Source organism: Micromonospora sp. C41 (assembly GCF_018070485.1).
Taxonomy (GTDB): domain Bacteria; phylum Actinomycetota; class Actinomycetes; order Mycobacteriales; family Micromonosporaceae; genus Micromonospora; species Micromonospora chalcea.
In genome coordinates this window covers 1-16,376 of the sequence record NZ_JAGPXP010000048.1, presented here as the reverse complement: position 1 = coordinate 16,376, position 16,376 = coordinate 1, and the positions used below count along the sequence as shown (strand labels likewise).

14 protein-coding genes are annotated in these 16,376 nt (G+C 73.1%); 10 read left to right on the top strand and 4 right to left on the bottom strand.

Going from position 1 to position 16,376, the window contains the following annotated elements:
* Positions 1-79 precede the first annotated feature (79 nt).
* Genes KBX43_RS29790 through KBX43_RS29765 form a run of 6 tightly spaced genes read left to right on the top strand, consistent with a single transcriptional unit; the run spans position 80 to position 5,660 of the window.
* Positions 80-940, top strand: a complete 861-nt coding sequence (locus KBX43_RS29790) for an STAS domain-containing protein (protein WP_043327435.1) — start codon at positions 80-82, stop codon at positions 938-940.
* Entirely contained in the window at positions 940-1,350 is a 411-nt protein-coding gene (locus KBX43_RS29785) for an STAS domain-containing protein (RefSeq protein ID WP_043327433.1), read from the top strand. The genes KBX43_RS29790 and KBX43_RS29785 overlap by 1 nt, the downstream gene beginning before the upstream one ends.
* On the top strand, positions 1,347-1,766 hold the full coding sequence (locus tag KBX43_RS29780; protein WP_043327430.1) for an ATP-binding protein: 420 nt from the start codon (positions 1,347-1,349) through the stop codon (positions 1,764-1,766). Before KBX43_RS29785 ends, KBX43_RS29780 begins: the two co-directional genes overlap by 4 nt.
* Positions 1,763-2,776: a SpoIIE family protein phosphatase gene (locus tag KBX43_RS29775; protein ID WP_210888436.1), complete on the top strand. Its 1,014-nt coding sequence runs from the start codon at positions 1,763-1,765 to the stop codon at positions 2,774-2,776. Before KBX43_RS29780 ends, KBX43_RS29775 begins: the two co-directional genes overlap by 4 nt.
* Positions 2,773-4,119 (top strand): sensor histidine kinase, encoded by a 1,347-nt coding sequence (locus tag KBX43_RS29770; protein ID WP_210888423.1) that lies wholly within the window; start codon positions 2,773-2,775, stop codon positions 4,117-4,119. The genes KBX43_RS29775 and KBX43_RS29770 overlap by 4 nt, the downstream gene beginning before the upstream one ends.
* 2 nt (positions 4,120-4,121) lie before the next feature.
* Positions 4,122-5,660 carry a SpoIIE family protein phosphatase gene (locus tag KBX43_RS29765; RefSeq protein ID WP_064448474.1) on the top strand — a complete coding sequence of 513 codons (1,539 nt, stop codon included), beginning with the start codon at positions 4,122-4,124 and terminating at the stop codon, positions 5,658-5,660.
* A 307-nt stretch (positions 5,661-5,967) separates the two neighbouring features.
* Here KBX43_RS29765 and KBX43_RS29760 read toward each other — a convergent pair whose 3' ends face one another.
* Positions 5,968-6,756, bottom strand: coding sequence for an AraC family transcriptional regulator (locus tag KBX43_RS29760; RefSeq protein WP_104114820.1), 789 nt, complete (start codon positions 6,754-6,756; stop codon positions 5,968-5,970).
* Between the two features lie 31 nt (positions 6,757-6,787).
* On the opposite strand from KBX43_RS29760, the gene KBX43_RS29755 reads away from it, so the two are divergent.
* The gene (locus tag KBX43_RS29755) at positions 6,788-7,354 is read left to right on the top strand and encodes a TIGR03086 family metal-binding protein (RefSeq protein WP_209959633.1); all 567 of its coding nucleotides are present in this window, start codon (positions 6,788-6,790) and stop codon (positions 7,352-7,354) included.
* A gap of 85 nt (positions 7,355-7,439) precedes the next feature.
* Here KBX43_RS29755 and KBX43_RS29750 read toward each other — a convergent pair whose 3' ends face one another.
* The gene (locus tag KBX43_RS29750; RefSeq protein WP_166455678.1) at positions 7,440-7,583 is read right to left on the bottom strand and encodes a hypothetical protein; all 144 of its coding nucleotides are present in this window, start codon (positions 7,581-7,583) and stop codon (positions 7,440-7,442) included.
* Between the two features lie 22 nt (positions 7,584-7,605).
* On the opposite strand from KBX43_RS29750, the gene KBX43_RS29745 reads away from it, so the two are divergent.
* Complete coding sequence (locus KBX43_RS29745; RefSeq protein ID WP_209959634.1) at positions 7,606-8,550, top strand: threonine/serine dehydratase; 945 nt, start codon at positions 7,606-7,608, stop codon at positions 8,548-8,550.
* A 6-nt stretch (positions 8,551-8,556) separates the two neighbouring features.
* Here the strand turns inward: KBX43_RS29745 and KBX43_RS29740 are convergent, their stop codons facing one another.
* Positions 8,557-10,650, bottom strand: a complete 2,094-nt coding sequence (locus KBX43_RS29740; RefSeq protein ID WP_209959635.1) for a S9 family peptidase — start codon at positions 10,648-10,650, stop codon at positions 8,557-8,559.
* A 100-nt stretch (positions 10,651-10,750) separates the two neighbouring features.
* Between KBX43_RS29740 and KBX43_RS29735 the strand changes: the two genes are divergently transcribed.
* Positions 10,751-12,232 carry an FAD-binding oxidoreductase gene (locus tag KBX43_RS29735; protein WP_247677852.1) on the top strand — a complete coding sequence of 494 codons (1,482 nt, stop codon included), beginning with the start codon at positions 10,751-10,753 and terminating at the stop codon, positions 12,230-12,232.
* A 311-nt stretch (positions 12,233-12,543) separates the two neighbouring features.
* Here the strand turns inward: KBX43_RS29735 and KBX43_RS29730 are convergent, their stop codons facing one another.
* Entirely contained in the window at positions 12,544-14,607 is a 2,064-nt protein-coding gene (locus KBX43_RS29730; protein ID WP_210888418.1) for a SpoIIE family protein phosphatase, read from the bottom strand.
* Between the two features lie 168 nt (positions 14,608-14,775).
* On the opposite strand from KBX43_RS29730, the gene KBX43_RS29725 reads away from it, so the two are divergent.
* The coding region (locus tag KBX43_RS29725) for a HAMP domain-containing protein (protein WP_210888415.1) at positions 14,776-16,376 on the top strand (1,601 nt) is incomplete at its 3' end.

The window sequence follows — 16,376 nt, the reverse complement described above, 5'->3', positions numbered from 1 at the left end:
CGATCATTCTTTGCTCCGCGACAAGTACCGCGTCAGCTCCCGGTGATAGAGTCCGCCCGTCCAAATCAGGGAGGTCAGGATGGCGTTGAGCGCCGAACAGGGTGGTCGGCTCGCCCACCTGCTCAGTCAGCACGCGGACCGGCTGACCAACCGCTGGACGGAGATCGTCGCCAGTTCGCTGCGCGGTCGCCTGAGCCGGGCCGAGCTGGCCCGGCAGGTCCAGGAGCTGCACCGCGCGCTGGTCGACGCCGGGCGCCAGGGCGTCTCCGACCTGGCCGACGAGCACGGCGGTGAGCTGCGGGCGGTGCTGTCCGAGCTGTCCACCAACCGGGCCCGGCAGGGGTTCTCCGCCACCGAGACCGCGATCAGCGTGTTCGCGTGCAAGGACGCCCTGCTGGAGCTGATGGAAGAGGAGAAGGGTGACGACACCCTGCGCGACTTCGTCGCCTTCTCCGCGCTCGTCGACCAGATGGGCCTGTTCACGTTCGAGACGTTCGTCCGGGCCCGGGAGAGCCTGATCGCCGATCAGGCGGAGCAGCTGCTGGAGCTGTCCACCCCGGTGGTCAAGCTCTGGGAGGGCGTGGTCGCCGTCCCGCTGGTCGGGACGCTGGACTCGGCCCGCGCCCAGGTGGTGATGGAGCGGCTGCTCCAGACCCTGGTCGACACCGGCTCGCCGTACGCGATCATCGACATCACCGGCGTGCCGGCGGTGGACACCCAGGTCGCGCAGCACATCCTCAAGACCGTGGTGGCCGCCCGGCTGATGGGCGCCGACTGCATCATCTCCGGCATCCGCCCGCAGATCGCCCAGACGATCGTCGCCCTCGGCATCGAGTTCGGCGACATCGCCACCAAGGCGAGCCTCGCCGACGCGCTGCGCCACGTGCTGCGCCTGACCGGGGTCGAGACCACCGCTCGCCGCCCGCGGCGGGAGTCCTGATGGAACGGGTGCCGATCCTCAAGATCGGCGACATCCTGCTGGTCTCCATCCAGGTCGACATGTCCGACCAGACGGCGATCCAGTTGCAGGAGGACCTGGCCGAGCGGATCGTCGCCACCGGCTGCCACGGCGTGATCATCGACATCACGGCGCTGGACATCGTCGACTCCTTCGTCGGCCGGATGCTCTCCACCATCGCGTCCATCTCGAAGGTGCTGGACGCCGAGACGGTGGTGGTCGGCATGCGCCCGGCCGTCGCCATCACGCTCGTCGAGCTGGGGCTGTCGCTCAACGGCATCCGTACCGCGCTGAACGTCGAGCGCGGCATGGAGCTGATCGCGGCCAGCCGGGCCGACGAGTGGGACGAGGGCGCCGACGACGAGGACACCGAGACGACGGCGACGGCATGACCACGGGCGTCGACCTCGGCGTGCCGGCGACGCAGGCGATCCGCAGCGACGAGGACGTGGTGCGGGTCCGGCAGTTGGTGCGTACCACGGCCGTCGCGGTCCGGCTCTCCCTGGTCGACCAGACGAAGCTGGTGACCGCCGCCAGCGAGCTGGCCCGCAACACGCTGATCTACGGCGGCGGGGGCAGCGCCGAGGTGAGCACAGTGGAGGACGGCCGCCGGCGTGGCGTACGGATCCTCTTCGCCGACGAAGGGCCGGGCATCCCCGACCTCGACCTGGCGCTGACCGACGGCTACACCACGGGGGGCGGGCTGGGCCTCGGGCTCAGCGGGGCCCGCCGGCTGGTGGACGACTTCGACATCCAGACGGCTGTCGGCGAGGGGACGAGGATCACCGTCACCAAGTGGTCGCGATGACCGCCGACGTGGTCCCCGACCACGGGGTGTGGTTCCGGGTCGACAACGGTGCGACCGCCGGCGGCGTACGCCGGGCCGCCGAGCGTCTCGGCCGGCAGCTCGAACTGAGCACCGATCGTGTCGCGGACCTGGCCATCGTCACCGCCGAGATCACCAGCAACCTGGTCAAGCACGCCCGCGAGGGCACGCTCCTGCTGCGCCCGGCGCGCCGGGCCGGACGGGCCGGGGTGGAACTGGTGGCCATCGACTCCGGCCCCGGCATGGTCGACCTCACGCTCTCGTCGGTCGACGGCCACTCCACCGCCGGCACGCTCGGCATCGGGCTCGGCGCGATCACCCGGCAGTCGAGCCGGTTCGACGGCTACTCGACGCCCGGCCGGGGCACGGTCCTGGTCGTCCAGGTCTGGGACGGAGCGCCGCCGGAGCCGGACTGGGCGGCCGGGCTGGCCCGGCCGATCACCGGCGAGCAGAGCAGCGGCGACGGGTACGCGGTGCGCGAGGTGGACGGCCGTCGCCAGGTGCTGGTCTCCGACGGCCTCGGCCACGGGCCACTGGCCGCCGCCGCGACCGGGGCCGCCGTGTCCGCGTTCCGCTCGGCGCCGGACGGGCCGCCGGACGTCGTGGTGCGGCACCTGCACGCCGCCATGTCGCACACCCGGGGCGCGGCGCTCGCGGTGGCCGAACCGGATCCCGCCGCCGGACTGCTCCGCTTCGCCGGCCTGGGCAACATCGCCGCGATGATCGTCGCGCCGGGCGAGCGGCGGCGCGGGCTCGTCTCGCTGCCGGGCATCGCCGGGCACCAGCGTCCGGCGATCCGCGGGTACGACTACCCCTTCTCGCATGACTCCACCCTGGTCATGCACAGTGACGGGGTGGTGGATCGCTGGGACCTGGACGACTACCCCGGGCTGGCCGGGCGCAACCCGTTGCTGGCGGCCGCGACGCTGCTGCGTGACGCCGGCATCCGTCGCGACGACGCCTGCGTGCTGGTCGCGCGGGGGGCGGCATGACCGAACCCCTTCTGCACCTCGCGCTCCGGGTCGAGCAGGACATCTTTCTGGTTCGGCAGCGCGGCCGCGAGGTGGCCGCGGCGGTCGGGCTGGAACACCAGGACCAGGTGCGGATCGCCACCGCGCTCAGCGAGGTGGCCCGGGAGTTGTTGAGCGGCGCCGACGGCGCGGACGTCATGTTCGCTCTCGACCGGGACGCCGTGGGCCGCCGGATCCTCCAGGTCGACCTGTCGCCGTTGCGTCCACTGCCAGGCGGCCGGTACGAGCCGAAGTCCGGCGCCGTCGCGCGTCTGGTGGACACGTTGCAGGTCGTGGCCGTCGAGGGCGATACCGTCGTGAGGATGTCCAGACGGGTGCCCGACCACGCCGAGGAGCTGACGCCGGAACGCGCCGGCCGGCTCCGGGCCGAGCTGGCCGAGCGTGCTCCGGGCTCCGCGCTGGACGAGCTGGCCGCGCAGAACTCCCAGCTCGTCGCGGCCCTCGACGAGGTACGCAGTCAGCGCGACGAGCTGGCGGTGCTCAACTCCGAACTGCAGGAGACCAACCGGGGCGTGATGGCGCTCTACAACCAGCTCACCGAGGAGCTGGAGGAGACCAACCGGGGCGTGGTGGCGCTCTACGCCGAGCTGGAGGAGAAGTCCACGCAGCTGCGGGCCGCGAGCGAGTCGAAGAGCCGGTTCCTCGCCAACGTCAGCCACGAGCTGCGCGCGCCGGTCACCGCGATCATCGGTCTGGCCCGGCTGCTGGCCGACTCCGCCTCCGACCCGCTCACCGGCGAGCAGGCCCGCCAGGTGGGGCTGATCCGGTCCTCCGCCGGTGACCTGCTGGGGCTGGTCAACGAGCTGCTCGACCTGGCGAAGGCGGAGTCGGGCCGGATCGAGCCGGACTGGTCCGAGGTCGACCTGCGCGCGGTGTTCGGGCAGCTGCGCGGCACGCTGCGGGCGCTCACCGTCCGCTCCGATGTGGAGCTTGTGGTCGAGGAGCCCCCGGCCCCGGCGACGCTCCGCTCGGACGAGGTGCTGCTCGCCCAGGTGCTGCGCAACCTGCTGCACAACGGCCTGAAGTTCACCGAGCGCGGCGAGGTACGCCTGCGCGCCGAGCGCCGGGGCGAGCAGTGGACGCTGTCGGTCACCGACACCGGCGTCGGCATCCCGCCCGAACTGCACGAGCGGGTCTTCGAGGAGTTCTACCAGGTGCCCGGCACGACGCGGGTCGGTGGCACCGGGCTCGGCCTGCCGTACGCGCGGCGGCTGGTCACGCTGCTCGGCGGGACGCTGGAGCTGACGAGCGAAACCGGCCGGGGCAGCACGTTCACAGTGGTCCTTCCCGCGGGCGGAGCGTGACGGTGGACAGCGGGCCGGTGACCGTGCTGGTGGTCGACGACAGCGGCCCCAAGCGGTACCTGCTGGTGAACTGGCTCACCCGGGCCGGTTTCGTCACCGTGGAGGCGGAGAACGGCACGGAGGCGCTGGACCGGGTGGCCCGTGAGCACGTCGACCTCGTGGTGCTCGACGTGCGGCTGCCCGACATGAGCGGCTTCGAGGTGTGCGAGCGGATCAAGGAGACGCACCCGTACATTCCGGTCATCCACGTCTCAGCCCACGCGGTGGACGTGGTCGACCGGGCGCAGGGTCTCACCCGGGGCGCGGACGCCTACCTGGCCGAGCCGATCGAGCCGGAGGAACTGGTCGCCACCGCGCACGCGGTGCTGCGCTACTACCAGGCCCGGCTGCGTGCCGAGCAGCTCGCCGAGCGGCTCGCCGCGCTCGCCGACGCCACGGTGGAGATGCACGCGACGCCGAACTTCGTCCGGCTGCTGGAGGCGGCAGCGAGCGGCGCGGCGCGGATCTTCAAGGCCCCCGCGGCGGTGGTCGCCGAGACGTTCGACGGGGACTGCCTGGCCGGGGTGGCGGTCGACCCGCACACGCCGGCCACGATCGTGCCGTGGGTGGTGGACGACACCGGCGTGCCGATCGGCACCCGGGTACGGGTCGACGACCCGGGCAACTGGGCGCTGACGGGCTGGCCGGACGGGGACACGGTGACGGTGGCCGCCTCCCGGCTGCGGGAGGACCGCGCCCCGCTGTACGTGGTGGTGCCGACCGCCACCCAGACCGTCCGTACGCCGGTGCTGGTGCAGCTCGCCCAGGCCGTCGCCTCGGCGGTGGAGGCGCAGCGGTCCTTCGACGAGGAGCACCGGATCGCCGTGACGTTGCAGCGCAGCCTGCTGCCGCAGCGGCTGCCCGACGTCGTGGGCCTGGACCTGGCCGTGCGGTACGAGCCGGCGAGCGCGCAGACCGAGGTGGGCGGCGACTTCTACGAGCTGGTGATGCTCGACGGGCACCTGCTGGTGGCGATCGGTGACGTGGCCGGGCACTCGCTGCACGCGGCCACCGTGATGGCCGAGCTGCGCCACGCGGTACGGGCGTACGCGGTCGAGGGCCATCAGCCCGGGGTGATCCTGGACCGGGTCAACGAGCTGATGCGCAACCTGCTGCCGAATGAGCTGGCCACCATCTGCGTGCTGCTGCTCCAGCCGTCGACCGGGCTGGTCCGGATGGCCAGCGCCGGGCACCTGCCGGCGTTGCTGAGCCGGGACGGCCGGGTCGAGTTCGTGGCGCAGTCCGCGCCGCTGCTCGGGGTGCGCGCGCCGCGCCCGCCCGACCTGGAGTTCGTGCTTCCCGCCGGGGCGACGCTCGTGCTCTACACCGACGGGCTGATCGAGCGGCGGGACGCCACCATCGACGACGGCATGGCGGCGCTCGGCGTGGCCGCCGCCCGGGTGGACGACGACCTGGACCAGTTCTGCCAGCGGCTGCTGGTCGAGTTGGCGCCGCCGGAGATCCAGGACGACGTTGCGGTGGTGGCGGTCCGCCGCCGCTGACGCGCGTTCCCGATCACGTACCGTAGCTAAGCTGCCTGTAACGCTGCGTCACGGCCGCCGCCGGGCGAGTGAGTGGGCTTGCTGCCGACTTTGCTCTGCAGCCATCGGTGCAGCAGGCACCTGAGCAGGCGCTTCCTGTTGACCATGGTCGGCGGCGTCGCACCGCCACCGTCACCGTCGGTGTGCGTTGCGTCAGTGGCTGCAGAGCAAAGTCGGCGCGAGGCGAGGCCCGCCGATCGAGCCGACTGTCACCGTGCGTAACTGCACGGAGTGAGGGTTGGTCCGCGCTCGGCAGGCCTGGCCCGCGTCACGGTCGCAGGGCCGCCAGCGAGCGGGCGTACGCCGCGGGCGAGACCCCGGCGACGGCGGTGAACTCGCGCACCAGGTGGGCCTGGTCGGCGTACCCCAGATCGGCGGCGACCCGCGACCAGTCCAGCGGCCCGGCGGCGGCCTGTTCGATCGCCTCCTGGAGCCGGTAGCGGCGGATCACCCACTTCGGACCGACGCCCACGTGGTCGAGGAAGAGGCGCTGGAGCCGGCGGACGGAGACGCCGCGCCGCCGGGCGAAGTCGGTCACCCGCAGCACGGTCCGGTCGGCGCGGATCTCCTCGACCAGCGTGGTGGCCTCCGCGGCGAGCGGATCCGCGACCGGCGGCCACGAGGTCAGCAGCTCGTCCAGCCTCGCGCAGCGCTCGTCGTCGGTCCCCGGGCAGATCGGCCCGCCGGGGATCGGCACGCGCCGGCCGGTCAGTTCGGCGACCGGGCGCCGCCAGAACGGCCGGAAGCCGCCCGGGCGGAACTGGACGCCGGAGACCCGGCCGACGCCGTGCAGCGTGACGGCGAACAGGCCGGTGTCGACGCCGGCGATCTCGCCCTGCTCGGGCGCGCCCTCCTGCGCCTGGAACACCACGTTCACGGTGGGGTGCGGCACCACCCGCTGCTCGAACGGCTCGGTCAGATCCCAGTCGATCAACCAGTAGTGCTCCACCCACCGGCGCAACGCCGGGGCGGCCATCCGGCGCCGGAACCGGACCTGCTGCCGCAGCCGGCCCGGATCGAGGATGCCCCGGTTGTCACGCCGAGGTTCGTGTCGCATTTCTTCAAGACCGCCCTCATACGCTGCCCCTATGAGCACGAAGACTAGTGAGCTGCTCGCCGTCGCGGCGCCGCGTACGGTCGCTGTGGTTCGCGGCATCTCCGACGAGCAACTCGGCCTGCCCACCCCGTGCCCCGACTACACGGTGCGCGACCTGCTCGGGCACCTGTTCGACGTGGTGGTCAACTTCCAGGCGCTGGCCCGCCGGGAAGAGGTCGACTGGTCCGGCAAGACCGATCACCTGACCGAGGGCTGGCGTGACCGGTTCGCGACCGAGACGGCCCGGCTCACCGAGGCCTGGTCCGACCCGGCCGCGCTGGAGGGCGTGTCACCCGGCATGGGGCTCCCACAGGAGACCGTCGGGTCGATGGCGCTGATCGACCTCACGGTGCACGGGTGGGACCTGTCCCGGGCCACCGGCCAGGAGCTGACAGTGGATCCGGCCGTGGTGTCGGCCGGGCACGAGTTCATGGACCGGATGGGCGACATGGGGCAGAAGATGGGCGCGTTCGGCCCGCCGGTGCCCACCGAGGCGGCGCCGGCCAGCATGGACGCGCTGCTCGGCCGGGCCGGACGGAACCCGGCCTGGACCCGCTGACGTTGCTTGCTCGCCGGCACGGGGCGGCGAGCGGCACGGACGGCGGCGCCCGCCGGGCCGGGACGGCCGGCGTCCGGCCCGGCGGTCAGCGACCGAGCAGCCCGGCGGAGCCGGCGACGACCAGCCCGATCACCGTCGAACAGCAGCAGACGACGAGCGCGGCGGCCACCACCACGAGGATCAGCCAGGTCGGTCCGCGTCGCGCCGCCGAGGGCTCCTCCGCACTCATGCCGGCAGTCTAGGTTGGTGCGATGGAGCTGATCTCGATCGCCGACATCCGCGCCGCCGCCGAGGACGTGGCCGGTACCGTGCTGCGGACCCCGTTGGTGCCGGTGCTCTGGGACGATCAGCTGTGGCTCAAGCCGGAGAACCTGCAACCGGTGGGGTCGTTCAAGCTGCGCGGCGCCACCCACGCGGTGGCCCGGCTCGATCCCGCGACCCGCGCCCGGGGGGTGGTCACCCACTCGTCGGGAAACCACGGGCAAGCCCTGGCGTACGCGGCCCGCGCCCTCGGCGCGCCCTGCACGGTGGTGGTCCCCGAGGGGGCGCCGGAGGTCAAGGTGGCCCGGATGCGGGCTCTCGGCGCGGACGTACGGCTGGTGCCGCCGGCCCGGCGGCTCGCCGAGGCGGAGCGGATCGTGGCCGGGACCGGGGCGACGCTGGTGCCGCCGTTCGACCACCCGGCGGTCATCGCCGGTCAGGGCACCGTCGGGCTGGAGATCGTCACCGACCTGCCGGACGTGGACGTGGTGCTGGTGCCGGTGGGCGGCGGTGGGCTCGGCTCGGGCGTGGCCACTGCGGTCAAGGCGCTGCGCCCGTCCGCCGCCGTGATCGGCGTCGAGCCGGCGCTGGCCGCCGACGCCCAGGAGTCACTCGCCGCCGGTGAGGTGGTCGTCTGGGACGTCGAACGCACCTACCGGACGTGCGCCGACGGGCTGCGGACCAGCCTGTCCGCGCTGACGCTGGCCCACCTGCGGGACCGGCTCGACGGCATCGTCACGGTCACCGAGGACGAGATCATGGCGGCCACCGGCTGGCTGCTCCGGGACGCGCGACTGGTGGCCGAGCCGAGCGGCGCGGTCGCCCTGGCCGCCCGGCTCTTCCACAGTGGCGAGCTGCCGGCCGGCCGTACCGTCGCGGTCGTGACCGGCGGCAACGCCGACCCGCAGGTGCTCACCGCGGCACTGGCCGCCTGAACCCCGTCACGCGCGGCCGACGCGGTCCAGGATCCAGGCGTTGACGAACGCCTCCTCACGCCACGAGTCGTACCGGCCGCTCGGCCCGCCGTGGCCCGCGCCCATCTCGGTCTTGAGCAGGTAGTCGCCGGCCGGCGCGAGCGCGCGCAGCCGGGCGATCCACTTGGCCGGCTCGTGATAGAGCACGCGAGTGTCGTTGAGGCTGGTCACCGCCAGGATGGCCGGGTAGTCGGCGGCGGTCACATTCTCGTACGGCGTGTACGACTTCATGTACGCGTACACCTCGGGGTCGTCCAGCGGGTTGCCCCACTCCTCCCACTCGGTGACCGTCAACGGCAGCGACGGGTCGAGGATCGAGGTGAGCGCGTCCACGAACGGCACCTGCGCGACGATCCCGGTGAACGCGTCCGGGGCGAGGTTCGCCACCGCGCCCATCAGCAGGCCACCGGCCGACGCGCCCCGGGCGACCAGCCGGTCGCTCGCCGTCCAGCCCGCCTTCACCAGGTGCCGGGCGCAGGCCACGAAATCGGTGAACGTGTTCTTCTTCGCCAGCAGCTTGCCCTCGTCGTACCAGCGCCGGCCCAGCTCGCCGCCGCCCCGGATGTGCGCCACCGCGAAGATCACGCCGCGGTCGAGCAGGCTCAGCCGGGCGATCGAGAACCACGGGTCCATGCTCGCCTCGTACGACCCGTAGCCGTAGATGACGGCGGGCGCCGAGCCGTCGCGCGGGGTGTCCCGGCGGCAGACCAGCGAGATCGGTACCCGGGTGCCGTCGTCGGCGAGCGCCCAGTCCCGGTGCTGCTCGTAGTCGGCCGGGTCGTACGGCCGCCCGTCCGGCCCGGGGCGTACCGGCTTCTGCCGCCGCAGCGTCAGCTCCCGGGTCACCAGGTCGTAGTCGTAGACCGAGTCCGGGGTGACGAGCGAGGTGTAGCGCAGCCGTACCTCGTTCGTGCGGTACTCCGGGTTCGCGTCCAGCCCGACGCTGTAGATCGGCTCGGGGAAGTCGATGTCCCAGCTGTCGTCGCTGCCGACCGGCAGCACCCGCAGACCGGTCAGTCCGTTGGCCCGCAGCGACACCACGAGGTGGTTCTCGAACGCGTCGACCGCCTCCAGCCGGGTGCCCGGCGTGTGCGGGATCAGCGGCGTCCACTCGCCCGGCGCGTCCGCCGAGGTGTACGCCAGCGCGAAGTCCTCCGCGCCGTCGTTGTGCAGGATCAGGAAGCGGTGGCCGTGGTGCTCCACCGCGTACTCGATGCCCTGACGCCGCGGGGCCACGACGGCGGGCTCGCCGGTCGGGTTGGCGGCCGGGATCACCCGCACCTCGCTGGTGATCTTGCTGTGGATGTCGATCACCACGAAGCGCTCGGAGCGGGTCAGCTCGACGCCGACCCAGAACCGCTCGTCGTCCTCCTGGTAGACCACCACGTCCTCGGTGGACGACGTGCCGACGGTGTGCCGCCAGACCCGGTTCGGCCGCCACGCCTCGTCCACCGTCACGTAGAACAGCGTCGAGGCGTCGCTCGACCACGCCGTGCCGTAGAACGTGTCCGGCACCTCGTCCGGCAGCGACTCGCCGGTGGTCAGGTCCTTGATCCGCAGCGTGAAGCGCTCGTCGCCGGAGAAGTCGGTGGAGTAGGCCAGCCAGCGGCCGTCCGGGCTGACGTCGAACGCGCCGAGCGAGAAGAAGTCGTGCCCCTCGGCGAGATGGTTGCCGTCGAGCAGCACCTCCTCGCCGTCGAGCGGCGCGCCGTCGGCGCTGACCGGGGGCGCGGTCTCGCCGGGGCGGACCGCGCGGCGGCAGTGCACGCCGTACTGCTGCCCCTCGACGGTGCGGGTGTAGTACCAGTGACCGTCCTTGCGGGTCGGCACCGACAGGTCGGTCTCCTGGGTGCGCCGGCGCGTCTCCTCGAACAGCTCCGCGCGCAACTCGGCCAGGTGGGCGGTGCGCGCCTCGGTGTACGCGTTCTCGGCGTCCAGGTAGGCGATCGTGTCCGGGTCGTCCTTGGCGGCGAGCCAGGCGTACTCGTCGAGGACTGTGTCACCGTGATGGACGCGCTCGGTCGGGACGCGCTTGGCGACGGGCAGTGGGGTTTCGGTCACGGCGCCACGTTACCGGGCGCCGGACCGCCGCCGGGGCCGCCCGCCGCGCGAATCCGGCGACTCGCCGCCAGGGCTTTCGAACATGTGTACGATAAGCGCCATGGCGGATGCAGCTCGTTCCACCAACCGACCCGGAGCCCTCGACATCACCCGGAAGCTGGCGGAGATCTGTGGTTCGCCGTTCGCCCGCTTCGCCGGCCCGGCCGACGAGGTGGCCGGGCGTACCGCCCGCTGGGTGGCCGTGCCGGGCGGCCCGCACGCCGCCGCCGAGGTGTTGCGGCTGGCCGCGGCGTACGACCTGACAGTGGTGCCCCGCGGCGCCGGCACGAAGATCGACTGGGGCGCCGCTCCGGCGCAGGTGGACATCATGCTCGACACCGGCCGCCTCGCCGGCGTCTGGCACGAGCCGCATGCCGCGGCGGTGGCCGAGATCGGCGCCGGTACGCCGCTGCGCGCCGTCCAGGCCACGCTGGCGCGCACCAACCGGCGGCTGCCCGTCGACGCGCCCTCGCCGGGCGCGACGCTCGGCGGGGTGCTCGCCGCCGACGAGTCCGGTCCGCTGCGGCACCGGCACGGCAGCCCGTGCGCCCAGCTCATCGGCGTGCGCTATCTCGACGCCGACGGCGAGTTGGTGAGCGTCGGCGAGTCCGGCACGGAGGCGTTCGGCCGGGCCGCCCCGGGTGTTGGCGGTGGCCGTCCGGGCGGACGCGCTCCGGCGGCCGATGCCGGTGCCGACGGAGGTCCGGGTCGCGGTGGTGGCGATGCGATCCTCGGTCGGGGTGGGATGCCCGGGCTGGACGTGGCACGGCTGCTCTGCGGCTCGCAGGGCGGGCTCGGCGTGCTGGTCTCGGCCACCATGCGGGTGCAGGCCGTGCCCGCGAGCCGGGTCTGGGTGTCCCGTCCGGTCTGGACCCCGCTGGAGGTGCACGACCTGGTCCGTGCCGTACTGGCGTCCGGCGTCGGCCCGGCCGCCGTCGAGTTGGACCTGCCCGTGCCGGTGCCGTTGCCCCGTCGCCGGATTCCGGCCACGCACCCGTCGGTGATCAACCGCCCCGATCACCCGGCCGTGACCGGCCGGCCCGCGGCGGGCAGCCTGGTGGTGCTCCTGGAGGGCGGCCCGGCCGACGTGACCGAGCGGGCCGAACGGCTCACCGCCGTGCTCGGCGCCCCGGCGATGGTCAGCCACCACGCGCCGGAGTGGTGGGGGCGCTATCCCTTCGCGCCCGGAGACACCGCGCTGCGCATCGAGGTGCCGATCAACGACCTGCACGCCGCCGTCTACGCGCTGCGCGACGCCGCCGGCACCCCCGTGCCGGTACGCGGCTCGGCCGGCGGCGGCGCGGTGCACGCCGCCCTGCCCGGCGCGCTGCCGCCGGAGCGGGTCGCCTCGATCCTCACCGCCGTCCGCAGCGTGCTGATCGCCCGGCGGGGCCGGTGTGTGGTGGTGGCCGCGCCGACGGCGGTGCGCCGTGCCGTGGACCTCTGGGGCGAGCTGCCCGCGTTGCCGCGCCTGCGCAGCGCCAAGGCCCACCTGGACCCGCACCACCGGCTGGCCCCCGGCCGCCTCCCCGGTGGTCTCTGAATCCGGCCCGCCTCGGCCTGCTCACCCGGCACCCCGACCTGCCTCCACACAGGACGCCCGTCCCAGCGGGCGCGGCAGCGGCAGGCACCAGTTCGGGGTGGTGGTTGTGTCCACGTGCGCCGGATGCCGCCACTTCGGCGAGCTGGCGCCGCCCACCCGCCACCGACAACCCGCACTCCCCACCACTGTCGTGATCAAGGAGTTTGTGTCACGTTTCGCGCCTCCCCAAGCCACAAACTCCTTGATCACCGCCGGGTCGGAACCGGAGTCGGAACCGGAGTCGGAACCGTGGGCGGGGCGCGGGAAGAGGGCTACGGGGTGTCGTTTCGGAGGACCAGGACGGCTATGTCGTCGCGCGGTGGCTCCACCGAGAAGGCGATCGTCGCCGCGCGCAGCCGGGCGGCCACCACGTCGGCCGAGTACCCGGCCAGCGGCGCCGCCGACTCGCGCAGCCGTTCGGTGCCGAACAGCTCGCGTCCGCGCCGCCGCTCGGTGACCCCGTCGGTGTAGAAGATCAGCGCGTCGCCGGGTTTGAGCGCCAGCTCGGCGGTCGGCGTGGTGATGGTGTCGAGCAGGCCCAGCGCCGTACCGCCGGTGCCGACGAAGGTGGCGCCGCCCCCGCCGTGCAGCAGCACCGGGCGGTCGTGGCCGGCCAGGTGCAGCGAGACGTCGAGCTGGTCGCCGTCGCCGGGTGAGACGGCCGCCAGCGCCAGCGTGCAGTAGCGTCCGCCGCCGCGCTCGACGAGCGTCTCGTTGAGCCGGCTGAGCACCTCGGGCAGCGGTTTGCCGTCGCCGACGAGGACCCGGATCACGTCCCGGACCAGGCCGGTCACGGCGGCGGCCTGCACGCCCTTGCCGGATACGTCGCCGACCACCACGAGCCAGCGGCCGTCCGGCAGCGGGACCACGTCGTAGAAGTCGCCGCCGACCTCCGCGTCGTCGCCGGTCGGGACGTACTCGGCGGCGAAGCCGATGCCCTCGACCACCGGGAGCACCGGCGGCAGCAGGGACTGCTGGAGCGTCTGGGCGACCCGGCGGCGTTCGGCGTGGATGCGCGCGTTCTCGATGGCGAGGGCGGCGCGGCGGGCCACGTCCTCCAGCACCGAGACCTCGTCCGGGTCGTGCCGGTGCCGCTGGTGCCGGCCCACGGCGAGGGTGCCGAGCCGCTGGCCACGGGCGATCAGCGGTACGGCGAAACCCTCCATCGGTCCGCCGAGCGGCACCTGGGCGGCGTTGCGGGACGCCTCGCGCAGCCGGGACTGGATCGAGTCCGGGCCGGTCTCCTGGAGGATCCGGTGCAGCTGCGGCAGCATGGCCTCGTCGGCGTGGCTGGACGCGGCGAGACGCAGCCGCCCCCACTCGTCGGCGGTGTGCACGGCGCACCACTGGCCGAGCCGGGGCACCACGAGCTGCGGGATGAGCGCCATGGTCAGTTCGACGTCCAGCGACTGGGCGAGCAGTTCGCTGGCCTCGGCGAGGAACGTCAGCCAGGTGGACCGGCGTACGTCGGCGCGGCGCAGCCGGTCGTTCTCCAGGTGCAGCGACAGCCGCTCGGCGGCCAGCACCGCCAGCGGCCGCGCGTACGTGGAGGGTGCCGCGTCCAGTTCCAGCTCACCGGTGTACGGGCGGTGCACGGCGAGCGGTACGCGCAGCAGTTCGTTGCCCTCACGCGGGTGCCGGCCGTACCGGGCGAACACCTGGGTGCCGAGCCCGTCGCCCCGGTCCAGCCGGACCGTGCCACCGGCGGCGCCGACCATCTCGCCGACCCGGCTCAGCAGGGCGGTCGCGAACTCGGGCAGTGGCTCGTCGGCGTACGGGTCGGGGGTGATCTGCATCAACTCGCTCATCGCGGCGGCGCTGGGCGTACCGTTGCCGGTCCGTTCCGGCTCGGTCACCGGCGGTGGGCCGGCCGACGGGCGGGCGGGGCCGCCGGGGCCGGGCCGGTCGAGGCGGAACCAGACGCCCTTGCCGGTGGGCAGGTACGTGGTGCCCCACCGGCTGGAGAAGTGGTCGACGAGCAGCAGTCCGCGTCCCCGCGCGGCCACTTCGGTGATGTCGGAGGTGGTGTTGCGCACGCCGACGATCAGTTCGTCGACGGGTCCGGAGGCGAAGTCGGTGACGGTGACGGTGAGGCCGTTCGGGTCGGCTTCGACCTCGATGTCCAGTTCGGTGCGTGCGTGTTCGACGGCGTTCGTGGTCAGCTCGGTGGTGAGCAGCAGCGCCTCGTTCAGCAGTTCGGGCAGCCGCGCTTCGAGCAGCATGGTGCGTACCACCGCGCGGGCCGCCGCCGGGGTGCGGCGGTCTGCGGGGAGGCGGACGCGGCGGACGTGCTCGTCCGCACCGCCGCTCCGAGTGGCCCCCGCCTCCGCTGACACCTCCGTATCCTCCACCGGTCCGGCCCCGGGTGCCAAGGGTCCGGCGAACCGGCCAGTCGGGCGGATACGGCGCGTGACGCGCGGTTGCACGCCGTGACCTCGACGGATCGCGCGGCAGAATGATGGGATGGCCGCGTGACGGCACGAGCCCGAGCGGAGCGAGGAACCATGACCACGGCAAAACAGTCGGTGACCGCGGACCCGTCCGCGCCCGACCACGAGGTGCTCCTCGGCGAGCTGGTCGACGCGTTGCGCCGGGTGGCGCACGGTGACCTGCGGGTACGCCTGCCGCGCCGGGCCGGACTGCCCGGTGAGGTCGCCGACGCCTTCAACGACGTGGTGTCGTTGCAGGAGCGGCAGCACCTGGACCTGCGCCGGATCAGCCGGATCGTCGGCCGCGACGGCCGGCTCACCGAGCGCCTGGACGACGAGGGCCTGGACGGCTCCTGGGCGGAGGGGCAGCGGGCGGTCAACTCGCTCATCGACGACCTGGGCCGGCCCACCACGGAGATCGCCCGGGTGATCGTGGCGGTCGCCGACGGTGACCTCTCCCAGCACATGGCGCTGGAGATAGACGGTCGTCCGCTCCGGGGTGAGTATCTGCGCATCGGCCGCACGGTGAACACGATGGTGGACCAGCTGTCGTCGTTCGCCGACGAGGTGACGCGGGTGGCCCGTGAGGTGGGCACCGAGGGCAAGCTGGGCGGCCAGGCCGACGTGCGTGGCGTGGCCGGCACCTGGAAGGACCTCACCGACTCGGTGAACACCATGGCGTCGAACCTCACCGGCCAGGTGCGGTCGATCTCGCAGGTGGCGACCGCCGTCGCGAAGGGCGACCTGTCGCAGAAGATCACGGTCGGTGCGCGCGGCGAGGTGGCCGAGCTGGCCGACACGATGAACTCGCTCACCGACACGCTGCGGCTGTTCGCCGAGCAGGTGACCCGGGTGGCCCGTGAGGTGGGCACCGAGGGCAAGCTGGGCGGCCAGGCCGAGGTGCCGGGCGTGGCCGGCACCTGGAAGGACCTGACCGACAACGTCAACTCGATGGCGTCGAACCTGACCGCGCAGGTGCGCAACATCGCCCAGGTGTCGACGGCGGTGGCCAAGGGTGACCTGTCGCAGAAGATCACGGTGGCCGCGCAGGGCGAGATCCTGGAGCTGAAGGACACCGTCAACACGATGGTGGACCAGCTGTCGTCGTTCGCCGACGAGGTCACGCGGGTGGCGCGCGAGGTGGGCATCGAGGGCAAGCTGGGCGGCCAGGCGCAGGTGCGCGGCGTCTCCGGCACCTGGCGGGACCTCACCGAGAACGTGAACCAGCTCGCCGGCAACCTGACCAGCCAGGTGCGCAACATCTCCCAGGTCTCCACAGCGGTGGCCAAGGGCGACCTGGGTCAGAAGATCACCGTGGACGCGCAGGGCGAGATCCTGGAGCTGAAGAACACCGTCAACACGATGGTGGACCAGCTCTCGTCGTTCGCGGACGAGGTCACGCGCGTGGCGCGTGAGGTGGGCACCGAGGGCAAGCTGGGTGGTCAGGCCCAGGTCAAGGGCGTCTCCGGTACGTGGCGGGATCTGACCGACAACGTGAACTCGATGGCGTCGAACCTGACCAGCCAGGTGCGGAACATCGCCTCGGTCACCACAGCGGTGGCGAAGGGTGACCTGTCGCAGAAGATCACCGTGGACGCCCGGGGCGAGATCCTGGAGCTGAAGTCGACTGTCAACACGATGGTGGACCAGCTGTCGTCGTTCGCCGACGAGGTCAC